We start from the raw sequence: 16,721 nt of genomic DNA on the forward strand, positions 1-16,721 counted from the left end.
AGGTCAGTAACCCGAGCAGCGCTCTGCGTAGTTCGGGTCGATGTCGTGGTCGGCCAGGATGCAGGCCAGCTGGCCGACCCGATCGCGCGTCAACCGCGCCGCCAGCGCTTCGGTCGAGGCCTTTGGCCAGGCGACCGGGGCGAAGGCCAGCCAGGCGTCGCGATAGGCGATCCAGGCCCGCTCGGTCTCGCGCACGCCCTCGCGGGTGATCTCGCCGAGCTGTCCCGGCCCCCGGGGCGGAAGCTCGCCCATGGCCACGGCGTACACGCGGTTGAGACTGCTGTCGTAGTCGCGGTGCTCGCCCACGCCCGTGACGCGGGCCGCGCCCGACAGCTGCTCGACATGGACGTCATGGGCGTCTTCGGAGATCCGCAGCGGAACGCCCCGGTTCATGGCGCCCGGCGGGGCCTCGTTGGCCTGCCGCACCTCGACGAACCGCGCCTCGGCCGCGTTCAGCGCCGCGTAGGCCTTTCGGGCCGCCGGCGAGAAGCCCCGCGTCAGCGCCGCCAGCTTCGCGGCGCGCACCGGCTGCGCCTGCCGCGCCTCGTGCGCCAGGCAAACCGGCGCGGAGACGTTGGACGAGCCGGGAACCACGTCGCGGCAGTAATCGAAGGGCTCGTCCGCTGGTCCGCCCCTGCGACGGACGTCCAGCGCCTGCACCAGGTTGTCATTGTCGACCGGCGCGCCCCAGGTGGCGCAGGCCATGTGCACCGCCAGGTCGAGATCCTTCTTCGCGCCCCGGCCGTTGGCGTAGATGGTCATCAGCATGCCGGCGCCGGCGAACGGCTCGTACGGCTCTTCGCCGGTCTTCATTTCCAGGATGGCGCACTGGCGGGCCTTGGCCGGATCGGCCGCCATGCCGATCCCGTAGTAAAGCGCCTCGGACGAGCAGCCCTTCAGCGCCCGGGCGGTCGCCGCGTCGGGAACGTCCTGTGGCGGCAGGGCGCGGTCGCGCACGGCCCGGCACAGGGCCTGACTCCTGGCGAACTGCGGATCGCCGTAATTGCGGCCGTCCGGCTCGCCGAAATAGCCGTCCTGGGCGGCGAACCCGCACAGCGCCAGCGCGGCCAGGGCCACGGCCCCGGCGATCGCGATCCTCATAGGCATGGCTTCCCCCTCCAGCCCCCAGGACGGCGCGCGTAACGCGCCGCCGTCACCGCCAGCCTAAGGCGACGACGGGCGTTCGTCATGGGGACCCTACTTGGTCGCGTATCGCGCCAGGAAGGTCTCGACCGCGTCCTCTGCGATCTGGTTCACCGGCCGGTCGGGCTGCACGTCGTCGCCGGCCGACAGGCCCAGCACCAGGGTGGCGTGGTCGAGCATGCCCATCAGCTGGCCGGCCGCCCACGATGGCTTGTCGACCTTGAGGTCGCCGGACGCGGTCAGCTCCTTGACCACCTGGATGGCCGCCCCGCCCAGCGACTCGCGGGCCGCGCCCAGGAAGTGGTCGGCCACCCCCTCGAACCGCCGTCGCTCGGCGGTCACCATCCGGAACATCGCCCGCGTCTCCGGCGTGGCGAAGAAGGTGGCGTAGGCGCGGGAGAGGGCGGTGAGCCGCGCTCGGGCGTCGCCGACCGCATTGGTGCTTTCACGCACCGGCTCGGCCATGCTCCGTACGCTGTCGACGACGACGGTGCGGAACAGCTCGGCCTTGCTTGGGAAGTAGGCATAGAGCGTGGCGGTCGAGACGCCCGCGGCGCGGGCTACCGATTCCATGCCTGCGTCGGCGTAGCCTTCCTTGAGGAAGATCTCGCGCGCCGCCGCCAGGATCTCGGCCTTCTTGTGCTCGGAGCGCTTCAGGCCGGAGCCGATGAGCATGGTGGCCTCAACATCAGACTGTGGTTATCAAACGCTACTATCGTCTAAGTAGATGTAGCAAGCGTCCGCGAGGACTTGCAGCGAACTTTGCGCTATGGGACGCCCCGGCGCCGCCGATCGGGGCGGGCGAAGACGAGGTTGGACGGCGTGATCAAGGACGCGGAAGCGGCGCGCGAAACGGAAATCGCGGCCTGGCTCGGCGCGAAGGCCGACCAGACGATCGAGACCTCGTGCGCTCGGGTGTTCCTGGTGGGCGAGTCCGCCTTCAAGGTGAAGCGGCCGGTCGATTTCGGCTTCCTCGACTATTCGACCCTGGAGCTGCGCCGCTGGTCGCTGCAGCGCGAGCTTTCCTTCAACCGCGCCGCCGCCCCCGACATCTATCGCGCCGTGCGCCAGCTGACCCGGTCAGCCGACGGCGGGATCGAGATCGACGGCCAGGGCGAGGTCGTCGAGTACGCGCTCGAGATGCGCCGCTTCGACGGCGAGGCCGTGCTGGCCTCCCAGCCCTGGGCCATCGACGACGCCCTGGAGGAATCGCTGGGCCGCACCATCGCCCAGTTCCACGCCGGCGCCGCGCTGCGCCCGCAGGGCGGCGGCGTCTCGGCCCTCGGCTACACCATCGCCTCCAACGCCAACCTGCTGCGGGGCCTGGCGCCTCGCCTGGGCGCCCAGGCCGTCGAGCGGTTGGTCGAGGAGACGGACCTGGCTCTCAAGCGCCTGGGTCCGCAGCTCGACGCCCGCGCGGCCGAGGGCTTTGCCCGTCACTGCCACGGCGACCTGCACCTTGGGAACATCCTGATCGAGGACGGCAAGCCGATCCTCTTCGACTGCATCGAGTTCAACGACGCCCTGTCGGACATCGACGTGCAGTACGATCTGGCCTTCCTGCTGATGGACCTGGACTTCCGCCGCCGCCGCGACGCCGCCGGCCGGGTGCTGAACGCCTATCTCGACGAGGCCGCACGGACTTTCGGCGAGGGCCTGTGGACGGGCCTGGCCGCCCTGCCGCTGATGCTCAGCGTCCGCGCCGCCGTGCGCACCCACGTCTGGGCCTATACCGGCGACGACGAGGCCGCGCGCGCCTACCTGGCCACGGCCATCGAGCACCTGGCGCCCAAGCCGGTCAGCCTGGTGGCCACCGGCGGCCTGTCGGGTTCGGGCAAGTCGACCTTCGCCCGCGTCTGCGCGCCGGGCCTGGGCGCGGCTCCCGGGGCGGTGGTGCTGCGCACCGACGAGATCCGCAAGCGTCTGTGGAACGCGCCCACCCTGCAGCGCCTGCCCAAGGAGGCCTATACCGCCGAGGTCAGCGACAAGGTCTATGACGAGCTGTTCCGCGACGCCGAACTGGTGCTGAGGGCAGGCCGCTCGGTGGTGGTCGACGCCGTCTTCATCAAGCCCGAGCAGCGCGCCCGCGCCGAGGCGCTCGCCAAGAAGCTCGACGTCGCCTTCCAGGGCGTCTGGCTGGAAGCCCCGGCCGAAGTCCTCCGCGCCCGCGTCGCCGCCCGCGTCAACGACGCCTCCGACGCCGACGTCGCCGTGCTGGAAAGCCAGCTGGTGCGCGATACGGGGGAGATCGACTGGCGTCGGGTCGACACGGTCAGCGCATTCGAGGACGAGGCCCGGGCCCTGGCGGAGCAGATGGGCTAACTCCCTCTCCCCTTGCGGGAGAGGGTGGCCTCCCGAAGGGAGGTCGGGTGAGGGGTCTCTCAGAAAGATCCGCCGCGACAGCGGTCGTGCCGGGTGAGGCCTTTCAGTTCTGAGAGACCCCTCATCCGTCGGCCTTCGGCCGCCACCTTCTCCCGCAAGGGGAGAAGGACCCTCAAAACTACCCCACCGCCGCCTGCGGCGGGGGCGTCCGGTCCAGGGTCGCAACGATGGCCGCGATCAGGTCCATCGGCTTGACCGGCTTGCCCAGGTGCTCGTCGAAGCCCAGCTTCAGGAACCGTTCGCGGTCGCCGGTCATGGCCGAGGCGGTAAGCGCGATCACCGGGGTGTCGGCGGGGCCGGCGGCGCCGGAGCGGATTTCCGACAGGGCCGTGACTCCGTCCATCACCGGCATGTTGATGTCCATCAGCACGCAGTCGAAGTGCGAGGCGCGCAGGGCGTCCAGGGCCTGGCGGCCGTCCTCGACCACCGTCAGGTCGACGCCGGCGGCCTCCAGCATCAGCCGCACGACCATCTGGTTCATCGGATTGTCCTCGGCCATCAGCACGCGGGGCACGACCTCGTCGTCCTCGTTGGCCGTTTCGGGGGCGGCGGCCGGCAGGGGCGGGGGCGCCGGCTGGGGCGCGCGGATCATGAACAGGAACCGCGCCCCGCGCTGGGCGGGCTCGAGGCTCAGGTCGCCGCCCATCCGCCGGGCCAGGGCCCGGGCGATGGTCAGGCCCAGCCCCATGCCGCCATGGGCGCGCGAGATGGTTTCGTCAGCCTGGGTGAAGCTCTCGAAGATCCTTTCCGCATAGGCCGGATCAATGCCCGGGCCGGTGTCGGTGATCCGCACGGCCACGGTCTCCAGACCGTCCGGCGCGTCGCCCTGGCTCGAAATCTCGATCGTCACCCCGCCCAGCCGCGTGAACTTCAGGGCGTTGGACATCAGCCCGCCCAGCACCTGGCGGATCCGCGCCGCGTCGGCGTGCAGGCGCTGCGGCGTCGACGGATCGATGCGCACGTCCACCGTCAGGCCGCGGGCCATGGCCATGTCGGTCCAGGCGTCGGCCACGGCGTGGACCAGGTCGTGCAGGTCGAAGTCGCAGGGCGTCAGCTCGGTCTCGCCGGCGTCGAGGCGGGCGATGTCGAGCACGTCGGTCAGCAGCTGCATCAGGCTGTCGCCCGACTGCAGCATCAGGTCGACATAGTCGCGCTGGCGCTCGTCTAGATCGGTGCCCTTCAGGGCGTGGGCCAGGCCCAGCAGGCCGTTCATCGGCGTGCGCATCTCGTGGCTCATGGTCGCCACGAACACCGACTTGACCTGCGAGGCGGCCAGGGCGCGCTCCTTCTCCTGCCGCAGGCCGCGGGTCAGGGCGTCCATCCGGCGGGCCGCCGCGCGGTTCAGCAGCATGGCGTTGATGGTGGTGGCCACCACCATGACCAGCGCCCACTTGTTGGTCGGATGGCCCACCCCGTGCGGGGCATGCAGGAAGAACGGGAAGATCACCAGGCTGGCCAGGGGCGGGGCGGCGGTGATCACCAGCAGGCTCAGCGGCTGATGGCGGAAGTTCTGGGTGAAGATGATGCCGCCCACGCACACCCCGAGCGCGGCGATGCGCAGGTCGGCGTCCGGGAACAGCCACAGCGAGACCGCCAGCCAGGTCCACACCACGTTGATCGGGATCGAGGCCAGCACGAAGGCCGCGCGCAGCCGGTCGGTGGTCGGCATGTCGGGCTTGAAGCGGCGGGTCACCGTCCAGGCCAGCGCCTCGCAGGCGGTGAGGCAGGCGAACCAGGTCACCGCCATGACCGGCCCCAGGGCCGCGCCGACCACCAGGGCGACCACGGCCGCCGAGACGACGCGCACGGTCATCAGGCGGTGGGTGTCCGCCGCGACTTCATCCAGCCGTTCGTCTGCGCCTAGCGCGTCGAGCCATCTCAAGGCTTGCGCTCCCGTTTCTTACGCGGGTCAAAAACAGTCCCGCTGAAGCTAGCCGCAAAACGGCGTTCTGGGAGTGAACGGGCGGTGCGGCCGATCAGCGCGGCCGTGTGGTGAAGGTATAACTCTACACTTGCGTGCAGACGGGCGCAAAGTCCGCTCGCCGCTTGGGAGAACCGGGGGCTCGCCCAAGGTTTCGCTCAGGGCGCGCCATGCGTTGCGCGGGGCGGCGGCGCCCGCTAGCGTCTTCTAAACAATGATAAGGACGCGGGAGAGCGGTTTCGATGCAAGGTTTGATGCAGCATGGCGCTCTGACGCTCGACAAGATCATCGACCACGCCGCCCAGTGGCACGGCGGCCGCGAGGTGGTCACCCGGTCGGTCGAAGGGCCCATCGTCCGCACGACCTACGCCGAGATCCACAACCGCGCCAAGCGGGTGTCGAACCTGCTGCTGTCGCTGGGGATCACGCCCGGCGACCGGGTCGGCACCCTGGCCTGGAACACCGCCCGCCATATCGAGACCTGGTACGGGATCATGGGTATCGGCGCGGTGTGCCATACCCTGAACCCGCGTCTCTTCCCCGAGCAGATCGCCTGGATCGCCGACCACGGCGGCGACAAGGTGATCTTCACCGACCTGACCTTCCTGCCGATCATCGCCGGGATCATTCCCCGCCTGCCCAATGTCGAGCACGTGGTGGTGTTCACCGACCGCGACCACATGCCGGCCGACTTCCGCCTGGCCGGCGAGGCCCCGCACTTCAAGGGTCTGCTCTGCTACGAGGACCTGGTCGCCGAGCAGTCGGCCGACTGCGTCTGGGGCGGGTTCGACGAGGGCACGGCCGCCGGCCTCTGCTACACCTCGGGCACGACGGGCGACCCCAAGGGGGTGATGTACTCGCACCGCTCGAACTTCCTGCACACCTTCATCACCATGCAGCCCGATGTCATGGGCCTGTCGCAGCGCGACGTGATCCTGCCGGTGGTGCCGATGTTCCACGCCAACGCCTGGGGCGTGGCGTTCTCGGCCCCGGCCACCGGCGCCAAGATCGTCATGCCGGGCGCGCGCATGGACGGGGCGGCGATCCACGAACTGCTCGAGACCGAGGGCGTCACCTTCTCGGCCGCCGTGCCCACCGTCTGGCAGATGCTGCTGCAGCACCTGGAAAGCACCAACGGCACGATCTCGACCCTGAAGAAGGTGGTGATCGGCGGGGCGGCCTGTCCCGAGACCATCATCCGCGCCTTCCACGAGAAGTACGGCGTCGAGGTGGTCCACGCCTGGGGCATGACCGAGACCTCGCCGGTCGGCACGCTGTCGACCATGACCGACGCGCTGGAAAAGCTGCCCTACGACCAGCAGATGCCCTATCGCCTCAAGCAGGGCCGCCCGCCGATGGGCGTGGAACTGAAGCTGACCGACGACGACGGGAACGCCCTGCCGCACGACGGCAAGGCCTTCGGTCACCTGAAGATCCGCGGCCCGATCATCGCCGCCGAATACTTCCGGGGCGCCGGCGGCAAGATCCTCGACGCCGACGGCTTCTTCGACACCGGCGACGTGGCGACCATCGACGAGATGGGCTTCATGCAGATCACCGACCGCGCCAAGGACGTCGTGAAGTCCGGCGGCGAGTGGATCAGCACGATCGAGATCGAGAACATCGCCGTCGGCCATCCCAAGGCCGCCCTGGCCGCCGTGATCGGCGTACCGCATCCCAAGTGGGACGAGCGGCCGATCCTGCTGGTCAAGCTGAAGGAGGGCGAGACCGCCACCAAGGAGGAGTTCCTCGACTTCCTGCAGGGCAAGATCGCCAAGTGGTGGATGCCCGACGACGTCGTCTTCGTCGACGAGATCCCGCTGGGCGCCACCGGCAAGATCGACAAGAAGGTCATCCGCCAGCGGATGAAGGACTACGTCCTGCCGACCATCGCCGCCGCCGCGGCCGGGACCGCCACCCTGGCCGCTGCCGACGGCGCCGGCGCGCCGGTGCTCTACGCGCCCGATCCGGTCGAAACGCCGGAAGACGTGGCGCCAGAAGCCGTTGAGGCCGTCGAGCCCGTCCACGAACCGGAGGTGCTGGCCGCCCAGGCCGAAGCCGAGCCGATCAGCGCCGAGGCCCTGGCCGCCTCGCTGCCCGATCCCGAGCCGACCCCGGTCGCGCACGTCGCCCCAGTGGCCGAACCTGCCGAACCGCCCGCGCCGGAAGACGTCTTCCCGCACGAACCGCTGCTTGAGGCCGAGACCAAGCCGCTGGAGCCGACGCCCGAGACGGCCTTCGACGCCCCGCCGGTGTTCGTGGCCGAAGAGGCGCCGCTGGCCATGCCGATCCAGCCGTCCAAGGGCCGCAAGGCGAAGACCGCGAAGGCCGCCAAGACCGAAACGGGCGGGAAGGGCGGCTGGGCCGCGCCGATCCTGATCGGGGCGGTGGTCATCGCCCTGGTCCCGGCCGCGCTGATCGTGGTCGGGGCGCTGGGCGCGCGCTTTGGCCTGCTGGACAAGGCGATCGCCTATGACCTGATGACCCGCGATCTGGCGCCGCTGGTCGCCTGGCTGAGCCTCGGCACGGGGGCGCTGGGCGTCGTCGTGGCGATGATCGGCGGCATCCAGCGCCACTGGAAGCGGGCCCTGCTGGCCCTGGCCATCACCATCGCCACCCTCGGCGTGCTGTTCCTGGCCACCGGCGTCGGCGGCCGCGCCGCCCCCGTCGGCGACGTCGCCACCGACTGGAAGGCTCCGCTGGGCTTCTCCGAGGCCGTGCTGGCCGCGCGCGGGGAGGCCGCCGCCCCGGTGCTCGACGATCCCAGCCTGCCGGTCGGCTCCGAACTGTTCGCCGGCCGTCGCGTCGCCGAGGTCAACGCCGAGACCTGTCCGGCCGCCAAGACCCTGGTGCTCGACCGCACGCCGGCCGACGCCTACGAGGCCGCCAAGGCCGCCGTCCAGGCCAAGGGCCTCAAGCTGGTCACCGACGATCCCAACGACGGCCGCATCGAAGCCGCCGGCGCCAGCTTCTGGTACGGCATGAAGGACGACCTCGTCGTCCGCGTCCGCCCCGACAGCGCCGGGGCCCGCGTCGACGTCCGCTCCCTCGCCCGCGACGCCGGCGGCGACCTCGGCCGTAACTGCGGCCGCGTGAGCGGCGTGCTGAAGGCGATCAAGGGCTGACGGTTCTCCCTTCCCCCCTTGATGGGGGAAGGGCCGGGGATGGCGGTGACGCGGCGGTTCAGCTGCAAACGCCGTCGCCACCCCCACCCAAACCTCCCCCATCAAGGGGGAGGGCTTGTGACTATTTATACAACCAATGGGAGCAATTTGGCCCATTCTGCCTGGGAGCGATCGGGAGGCTCCCATGATCTTGGACGGCAGGGACATCGGCGACGGCGGCGTCATCGCCACCCAGGTATGCATCGTCGGCTCGGGGCCGGCGGGGATCACGGCGGCCCTGCTGCTGCAGAAGGCCGGCTACAAGGTCGTGCTGATCGAGGGCGGCCGCAACCCGCGCTACTACCAGGAAAGCTGGGCCGAGAAGAACCTGCTCTACGCCGGCCAGGTCGAGGGGCTGTTCACGACCAACGAGCCGGACTTCCTGATCCAGCCCTATGCCGGCCAGTCGGCCCGCGGCTGGGAGCGCGAGCGCGTCTACGGCGGCACCTCCACCCATTGGGGCGGCCAGACCCGGCCGCTGGATCCGATCACCTTCGAGGCCCGGCCGGGCTTTCCGGGCTGGCCGATCACCTATGAAGACCTCATCCCCTACTACGCCCAGGCGGCGAAGCTCTGCGTGCTCCACGGCGACGACTTCAGCGCCGACTACTGGGCCGGGGTGCTGAGCGCCGAGGTCCCCGACATCGCCGGCTTCGACACCGAGATGTACCAGTTCATGGGCGGGGCCTACACGAACTTCGCCACCCGCACCTTCGACGGCGTCACGGCCGCCGAGGCCATCGCCGAGATCATCGTCAACGCCACCCTGCTGGAGATTCAGCACGCCGGCGGCGTCGTGCAGGGCCTGCGGGTCGCCTCGCTGGACACCAGCTTTCCGCCGGCCAAGGCGACCGAGTTCACGATCACGGCCGACGTCTACGTGCTGGCCTGCGGCGCGGTCGAGAACGCCCGCCAGCTCCTGCTGTCGGAAGCCGGCAACGACCAGGTCGGCCGCTACTTCCAGTGCCATCCGCTCAGCGGCGGCTCGGCCCTGAGCGTCAGCGGAAACTTCATCAGTCCGGCCGCGATGCGCCTGATCAAGGGCCAGACCCCGACCGGAACCTGGACCGACGACAACGGCGTCACCGTCCAGGGCCGGTTCTCGCCCAGCGCCGACATCCAGCGCCAGTACGGCATCGGCAGCTGCTGGTTCCGCCCCTACACCTCCTCGTACTATTTCGAGATGCGGCCCAACGAGGAGAGCCGGATCACCCTGGCCGACACGGTCGATCCGGTGTTCGGCCAGCCGCAGACCAGGATCCGCTGGGAGGTGGGCCCCGGCGACCAGCACACCTACGAGACCTCGACGCTGCTGTTCCAGCAGGCGATCGGCGCGCTCGGCGGCCAGTTCTACTATCCGTCGTGGGAAGACCTGAAGAGCCAGCTGATCGTCAACGGCCACCACATCGGCACGACGCGGATGTCGGCCGACCCGGCCAAGGGCGCGGTCGACGCCGACCTTCGGGTCCACGGGCTCGACAACCTCTATGTCGCCGGCTCGTCGGTGTTCCCGCAGGGCGGCATCTCCAACCCGACCCTCAGCATCGTGGCCCTGTCGGTCCGCCTGGCCGAGCACCTGGGCGAGCGCCTGGGCCGCGCCCGTCCGCTGCGGACCGCCGAGCTTGAAGACGCCTGAACGGGGCCTTTGCGTCGCCGCCCGGGGGAGGGGGCTTCAGCCTCGCGGCAGCTCCAGATGCAGGAACTGGTTGAAGTCGCTGGCCACGTAGTCGCCGAAGGCCCCGCCGTCGACGAAGCCGCGCCGGCGATAAAGGGTCAGGGCCGCGTCGAACGCGGGGCCACTGCCAGTCTCCAGGCTCAGGCGGCCCAGGCCCAGGGCGCGCGCCTCGTCGATCACGCGCTCGAGCAGGGCCGCGCCCACGCCCTTGCGCAGATGGTCGGGGTGGGTGCGCATCGACTTCACCTCGCCGGTCGCCGCGTCCAGCCGCTTCAAGGCGCCGATCCCCAGGATCGCCTCGCCCTCCCAGGCGCTCCACACTGCCACGCCCGGCGCCTGCAGGCCCGACAGGTCGAGCGCGAAGACGTGCCCTGGCGGCGAGCTGGCGTGCATGCCGGCCAGATGCAGCCGCAGCAGGTTCTGCGTGCGCTCGTCGGTCAGGTCGGCGTCGCGGATGTGCATGTCGTCGTGATCCTTCAGGCCCCCGGCAGGGTCACCGTGAACACCGAGCCCTCGCCCGGCCGGCTCTCCACCGTGATCTCGCCGCCCATCTGGCGGGCCAGGCGGCGCGAGATGGCCAGGCCCAGGCCCGTGCCGCCGAACTGCTGGGCCGTGCCGGCCACCTGCTCGAAGCGCTCGAAGATGCGGTCCAGCTGGTCGGCGGGGATGCCGACGCCGGTGTCGCCGACCGCCAGGGCGAGATCGCCGTCCCGGGCGGAGACCCGCAGCGAGACCTCGCCGCCTTGCGTGAACTTCAGGGCGTTGCCCAGCAGGTTGACCAGGATCTGCCGCAGGCGGGCGGCGTCGCCGCGCACCACCGGCAGGCCGGAGCCGATCTCCAGCGTCAGGGCCACGCCCTTGTCCTGCGCCCGTTCGGCGAACAGCTCGACGGCCGAGCGCGCGATCTGATCGATGTCGATCGGCGCGTCGGCCAGATCGCTCGCCCCGGCTTCCAGGCGAGCCAGGTCCAGCACGTCGTTGACGATGGTCAGCAGCTTCTCGCCCGCGCCCTTGGCCTTGGTCGCCAGCATCCGCTCCTTGTCGGGCAGGTTGGGCGAGGCGGCCAGCAGGCCGTTGAAGCCGATCACGCTGGTCAGCGGCGTGCGCAGCTCGTGGGTCATGTTGGCCAGGAATTCGCTCTTGGCCTCGGTCGCCGCCTGGGCCTGGCGGGTCAGGAGTTCGCTGCGCGCGGCCAGCAGCCGCAGGTCCATCTCGGTGACGACGATCTGGGCCAAGGCCTCCAGCCGGCGCTTTTCCTCGGCCGACAGCGGCGGGCGCGCCTTGCGGTCGATCAGGCACAGCGCCCCCAGGCGATGGCCGCTGGGCAGGCGCAGCGGCGCGCCGGCGTAGAAGCGGATATTCGGGTCGTCGGTGACGAAGGGATTGCTGCTGAACCGCTCGTCGTGCTCGGGATCGAGCACCTCGGTCACCTCGTCCGACTGGATCGTGTAGTGGCAGAAGGCGTCCTCGCGCGGCGTGCCCCCGGGCTCCAGCCCGACGATCGACTTGATCCACTGCCGGTCGGCGTCGATCAGGGTGATGGCCGCGATCGGCATGTCGAACAGCTCGGCCGCCAGGGCGGTGATGCGGTCGAACGCGGCCTCCGGCGGGGTGTCGACCAGGCCGTATTCGTGCAGCGCCGCCAGCCGGGCGTTCTCGTCGCTGGTGAACATGAACTCTTACGCTGACCGCCTCGGCGCGGGAGGAACGCCGCGCGGCGTATTTCGCCTAGGAGGCGAGGGTCTGTCGAGGGGGGCGTCTCCCGTGACCCCTCTCTCAAAGAGAGAGGGAGGGGCCCGCCGCGAAGCGGTGGGAGGGTGAGAGGTTTCACCGCCAGCCAGGGGAACCTCAGAGGGGCCAAGCAGCCTGGAGGCTTGCAACATCGTCGCCAAGCGTGGCTCTTCGAATATCCGGATCTGTGGCCGCGACCGACGCCGAACTGCCGCGCCTTATCCGGTGAGAGTGTAACCTCTCACCCTCCCACGCCTTCGGCGTGGGCCCCTCCCTCTCTCAAAGAGAGAGGGACGCTCAGAGATACTTCATCCACGGCTGCCGGCTGGCGCGCTTCACCGGGCCGAACCAGCGGCAGGCCCACCAGCACGGGATCGCCACGACCCCCGCCGTCAGCCAGATCGCCCAGACGCCGGGCAGGCTCCAGACCTCGCCCTGGTTTGGGCCCAGGGTCGCGACCGCCGCCAGCTGCAGCAGGTGCAGGCCGTAGAGGTGGATCAGGTAGAAGAACAACGGCGCGCTCCCCAGCACCGCCAGGGGGCCGAGCAGCCGGGACGGGACCTTCTCGAGCCCGGCCAGCAGCAGGGCCCCGACTCCCAGGGTCAGCAGCAGGAAGTCGGCCGACGGCGGGTACTTGGTGAAGTTCAGCCAGCTCATCGCCGTACGCACGGCGTCGGGGCCGTGAACCCACGGCGTCTCGCCATAGCCGTTCAGATTGCGCAGCAGCAGAAGCAAGGTGAGGGCGCCGACGCCCGTCAGCAGCAGGCGGTTGCGGCGGTCGCGCCAGGTCGCTGCGAACCACGGACCGATGGCGTAGCCCAGCGCCGCCACGCCGATCCACGGCAGCAGCGGGTACGAGGTCCGGGCCCGCGCGCCCCACGGCAGGTCGATGAAGCCGCGATCGTGCAGTATGGCCCACAGCGCGTGGCCCGCCTGGCCCGGCGCGATGCTGATCGGGTCGAGCAGGTTGTGGCCCAGCACGATGACCAGGCCGACGACCGCGATCGCCGCGCGCGGTAGATGCACCAGCGCGGCCAGGGCGATCATCGACAGGCCGATCGCCCAGATCACCTGCAGGTAATAGGTCTTCGGCGTCAGGTCGAAGGTCCAGGCGAAGCTGACGAAGGTCAGTTCCAGGAACACCAGGAACAGGCCGCGCTTGAACAGGAAGCCGCTGGCCGCCCTGGCGATGGCGCGCGGATTCTCGCCGCCCTGTTTGCGACCGTAGAGCCAGGCGGCCAGGCCCGTCAGGGCCACGAACACCGGCGCGCACAGGTGGGCGGAAAGCCGCGTGAAGAACAGCGAGGGCTGCGTCGCGTCCACGTCCATCGGGTCGGAAACCTGGGCGTGGATGAAGAAGAACTCCCGCACGTGGTCGACCATCATCAGCAGCATGACCAGCCCTCGCAGGGCGTCGATGGCGACGATCCGGCCGTAGGAGGCGATGGGGGAGGGGGCAGTTGACAGCATCGTGTCTGCGGCATAGCTGATATGTAATAACATTACAAATGGAGTTGCATCTTGCCCCTGTCGTGGAGTTGCGTCAGCGCGTGCCTGCTGGCCCTTTCGGCTGCCGAACCCTCGCCGGCGACCGAGGCCGTGGAGGCCGAACCCCATGCCGTGGGCGAGATCGTCATCCTGGGCCGGCGCGGCGCGGCCCGCGACGCCACCCTCGGTGCGGGCGAGATCACCCAGGCCACCTCGCCCTCCAGCCGCTCGGTCGAGCGCGACCTGCTCGACGCCGTCGGCGCGGGCCGGCTGGCCGACGCCCTGGAGCTGACCAGCGGCGTCAGCCAGCAGAACAATCGCGGCGGCTTCCTCGACAACTTCGCCATTCGCGGCTTCCTCGGCACGCCCGACGGCGGGGCCGAATATTATGTCGACGGCTTCCTGGCCAACCGGGGCCTCGCGCCGCCCCGCGATCCGGCGACGGCCGAGCGGATCGAGATCCTCAAAGGCCCGGCCGGCGCCCTGTTCGGCGACATCGATCCGGCCGGCCGCGTCAACATCGTCTCCAAGACCCCGCAGTTCACGATGGGCGGCAGCGTGGCGGCCACCGTCGGCTCCTACGGCCTGCGCCGGGCCGAGCTGGATCTCACCGGCCCGCTCAGCGACACCATCGCCGCCCGCCTGGTCGTCGCCGACGAGCACAGCGACGGCTGGCGCGACCATGTCGACCTGCACCGCCGCGCCGTCGCTCCCTCCCTGACCTGGCGGCCGACCGACGCCCTGCGCCTGACCTATGTCGGCGAGTTCACTGTCTTCGACGCGCCCTTCGATCGCGGCGTGCCGGCCGTGAACGGCGACGCCCTGGCCATCCCGCGCTCGCGTTTCTTCGGCGAGCCGGGCGACGGGACGACCCGCTTCCGCAACGAGCGTCATCAGGTCACCGGCGAATATGAACTCTCGCCCGACTGGCGGCTGACGGCGGGCGCGGCCTACCGCACCGGCGACATGAAGGGCTTCTCCAGCGACCAGTCGCGGCTGGTCGGCCGCGAGCTGTGGCGCCAGCGCCGCCAGCGCGACTACAGCGTCGAGGACCTGTCGGGCCGCTTCGAACTCGACGGTCGCCTCGGCGCCCATCACCTGAACATCGGCGTGAAGGGCTACACCCTCGACTACCATGAAGGCCTGCTGCGCCGGAATCCCAACGCCGCCGCGCCCTACGCGATCTCGATCGATACGCCGGTCTATGGCGGGACGGCCCTGTCGCTGCTGCCGTTCACCGACAACCGCGAGACCCGGCGCGTGGCGACCCTCTACGCCCAGGACCTGTGGCAGGTCTCCGACCGCCTGGGGATCTTCGCCGGCGCGCGGGTCGATCGCTATCGCCAGACCATCCGCAACAACCGCACCGGCGCGGTCGGCCGGGGCGAGGGCTCGCCGGTCGACTACCGCTTCGGCGCCCGCTACCGCCTGACCGACGCCCTGACCGCCCACGCCAGCTACGGTCGCTCGTTCCTGCTCAACTCCGGCACGGGCCGCACCGGCGAGGGCTTCGCGCCCGAGAAGGGCAAGGGCTGGGAGCTGGGCCTCGCCGGCGCCTGGCCAGGCGTCGATGTGGCGGTCTCGGTGTTCGACATCGAAAAGCGCAACATCCTGGCCAACGACCCCATCGACGCCAGCTTCCTGGCTCCGGTCGGCAAGCTGACCAGCCGGGGCGTCGAGCTGGACGGCTCGTTCGAGGTCACCTCGGCCTGGCGTGTCGTCGTCAACTACAGCTGGACCGACGCGGTCGCCGACGACGTGGCCTTCGCCACCGACGCGGTGCTGAACGTGCCCGAGCATTCGGGCGGCGCCTTCGCCGTCGGCCGGTTCGACAAGTGGTCGCTGACGGTCGGCGCATCCTACGTCGGCGACCGGGCCGGGGCGCTGGACGGCTCTGGCCTGATCCTGCCGTCCTACTGGAAGGCCAAGGCGGCGGTGGAGTACGCCATCACGCCCAAGCTCGACGCCCGGCTGGAGGTCGACAACCTGCTGGACGAGCACTACGCCCAGAGCTCCTACAGCCCCGTCTGGATCTTCCCCGGCGCGCCACGGACGTTACGGGCGACGATGAGGGCGCGGCTGTAAATCCGCGCTCCCCAAAAGCTCGTCATCCCGGAAAGCGCGTAGCGCTTATCCGGGACCCAGGGGGACTGGGCGCGGCGCAAAGGTTCGCGCTTCTGGAGGTTGCCGACGCTCTGCGGCGGCCCCTGGGTCCCGGCTCTGCGCGCTTCGCGCTCCGGCCGGGATGACGACGATGGGGAGCGACGGCGCTACCCCGCCAGCCGATACTCACTCTCCAGCCCCGGCGCGCCGTCGCACACGACCCGCCCCTCGCGCACCAACTGGATCAGGTGCGCCAGCATCGACAGGGCCGCCGCCGGGTGCAGCCTGGGGTCCACGGCCGCGTAGAGCACCGGCACCATCTGCCGTATCCGCGCCGGACCGTTCGCCAGCACGCCGAGCACCTGCGCTTCCCGCGCCCGGCGGTGGTCGACATAGGCCTGCAGGAACGGGGCGACCTCGCGCACCGGCGAGCCGTGGGTCGGCCACAGGGTCTCAAAGCCCCGCGCCTGGATCTTGGCCAGGCTGGCGAAATAGTCGCCCATGTCGCCGTCGGGCGGGGTGATCACCGTCGTCGACCAGCCCATGACGTGGTCGCCGCTGAAGAGGGCGTTCTCTTGCTTCAGCGAAAAGCAGACGTGGTTGGAGGTGTGGCCGGGCGTGGTGATCGCCTCCAGCGTCCAGCCGGGGCCTTCGAAGACGTCGCCGTCGGCGATCTCGATGTCGGGTCGGAAGTGGCCGTCGTCCTCGGCGTCGAGCTTCACGCCCGTCTCCTCGGCCACCAGCACGGCCGGCGCCGGCTTGCCCCAGATCCGCGCGCCCGTCCGCGCCGCCAGCGGGCCGGCGAGGGGAGAGTGGTCGGCGTGGTGATGGGTCACCAGGATGTGGCTGACGGTCTGGCCCGCGATCGCCGCCAGCAGGGCGTCCAGGTGCGCGGGCAGGTCCGGACCCGGGTCGATCACCGCCACGGTTCCCCGGCCGACGATGTAGGTTCCCGTGCCGGTGTAGGTGAACGGCCCGGGATTGTCGGCGATCACCCGCCGGATCAGCGGCGAGACCTGGTCGCAGCGGCCGTACTCGAACTCGATCTCTCGGACGAAGGGGATCATCGCGACCCATCCTGAGCGGCGCCGGTCTTGCGCTTAACGAACCGTAA

At 70.3% G+C, this 16,721-nt stretch carries 11 protein-coding genes; 4 read left to right on the plus strand and 7 right to left on the minus strand.

What is annotated here, in order from left to right; translation table 11 throughout:
* Window positions 1-3: 3 nt before the first annotated feature.
* Complete coding sequence (locus AC07NG_RS01285) at window positions 4-1,107, minus strand: lysozyme inhibitor LprI family protein (protein ID WP_494591659.1); 1,104 nt, start codon at window positions 1,105-1,107, stop codon at window positions 4-6.
* 90 nt (window positions 1,108-1,197) lie between these two features.
* Window positions 1,198-1,818, minus strand: a complete 621-nt coding sequence (locus AC07NG_RS01290) for a TetR/AcrR family transcriptional regulator (RefSeq protein ID WP_492855077.1) — start codon at window positions 1,816-1,818, stop codon at window positions 1,198-1,200.
* A 147-nt stretch (window positions 1,819-1,965) separates the two neighbouring features.
* On the opposite strand from AC07NG_RS01290, the gene AC07NG_RS01295 reads away from it, so the two are divergent.
* Window positions 1,966-3,465, plus strand: a complete 1,500-nt coding sequence (locus tag AC07NG_RS01295; RefSeq protein ID WP_492855306.1) for a bifunctional aminoglycoside phosphotransferase/ATP-binding protein — start codon at window positions 1,966-1,968, stop codon at window positions 3,463-3,465.
* Between the two features lie 178 nt (window positions 3,466-3,643).
* On the opposite strand, the gene AC07NG_RS01300 is transcribed toward AC07NG_RS01295, so the two are convergent.
* Complete coding sequence (locus AC07NG_RS01300) at window positions 3,644-5,407, minus strand: response regulator (protein WP_494591662.1); 1,764 nt, start codon at window positions 5,405-5,407, stop codon at window positions 3,644-3,646.
* Window positions 5,408-5,688: 281 nt separating this feature from the next.
* Here AC07NG_RS01300 and AC07NG_RS01305 point away from each other — a divergent pair, with 281 nt between their 5' ends.
* Together AC07NG_RS01305 and AC07NG_RS01310 are read left to right on the plus strand one after the other, a co-directional pair.
* Entirely contained in the window at window positions 5,689-8,571 is a 2,883-nt protein-coding gene (locus tag AC07NG_RS01305; RefSeq protein WP_494591664.1) for a long-chain-fatty-acid--CoA ligase, read from the plus strand.
* A 184-nt stretch (window positions 8,572-8,755) separates the two neighbouring features.
* The gene (locus AC07NG_RS01310; protein WP_494591666.1) at window positions 8,756-10,246 is read left to right on the plus strand and encodes a GMC oxidoreductase; all 1,491 of its coding nucleotides are present in this window, start codon (window positions 8,756-8,758) and stop codon (window positions 10,244-10,246) included.
* Between the two features lie 36 nt (window positions 10,247-10,282).
* On the opposite strand, the gene AC07NG_RS01315 is transcribed toward AC07NG_RS01310, so the two are convergent.
* The 3 genes from AC07NG_RS01315 to AC07NG_RS01325 all read right to left on the minus strand — a co-directional run bounded on the left by AC07NG_RS01315 (window position 10,283) and on the right by AC07NG_RS01325 (window position 13,486).
* Complete coding sequence (locus AC07NG_RS01315; protein ID WP_492855073.1) at window positions 10,283-10,747, minus strand: GNAT family N-acetyltransferase; 465 nt, start codon at window positions 10,745-10,747, stop codon at window positions 10,283-10,285.
* 14 nt (window positions 10,748-10,761) lie between these two features.
* Entirely contained in the window at window positions 10,762-11,958 is a 1,197-nt protein-coding gene (locus tag AC07NG_RS01320) for a GAF domain-containing sensor histidine kinase (RefSeq protein WP_494591668.1), read from the minus strand.
* 355 nt (window positions 11,959-12,313) lie between these two features.
* Entirely contained in the window at window positions 12,314-13,486 is a 1,173-nt protein-coding gene (locus tag AC07NG_RS01325) for an acetyltransferase domain-containing protein (RefSeq protein WP_494591670.1), read from the minus strand.
* A 51-nt stretch (window positions 13,487-13,537) separates the two neighbouring features.
* Between AC07NG_RS01325 and AC07NG_RS01330 the strand changes: the two genes are divergently transcribed.
* Window positions 13,538-15,589, plus strand: a complete 2,052-nt coding sequence (locus tag AC07NG_RS01330; protein ID WP_494591672.1) for a TonB-dependent siderophore receptor — start codon at window positions 13,538-13,540, stop codon at window positions 15,587-15,589.
* A gap of 185 nt (window positions 15,590-15,774) precedes the next feature.
* On the opposite strand, the gene AC07NG_RS01335 is transcribed toward AC07NG_RS01330, so the two are convergent.
* Window positions 15,775-16,674, minus strand: coding sequence for an MBL fold metallo-hydrolase (locus AC07NG_RS01335; protein ID WP_494591674.1), 900 nt, complete (start codon window positions 16,672-16,674; stop codon window positions 15,775-15,777).
* Window positions 16,675-16,721 lie beyond the last annotated feature (47 nt).

The organism is Caulobacter sp. GW821-FHT10C03 (assembly GCF_059415485.1).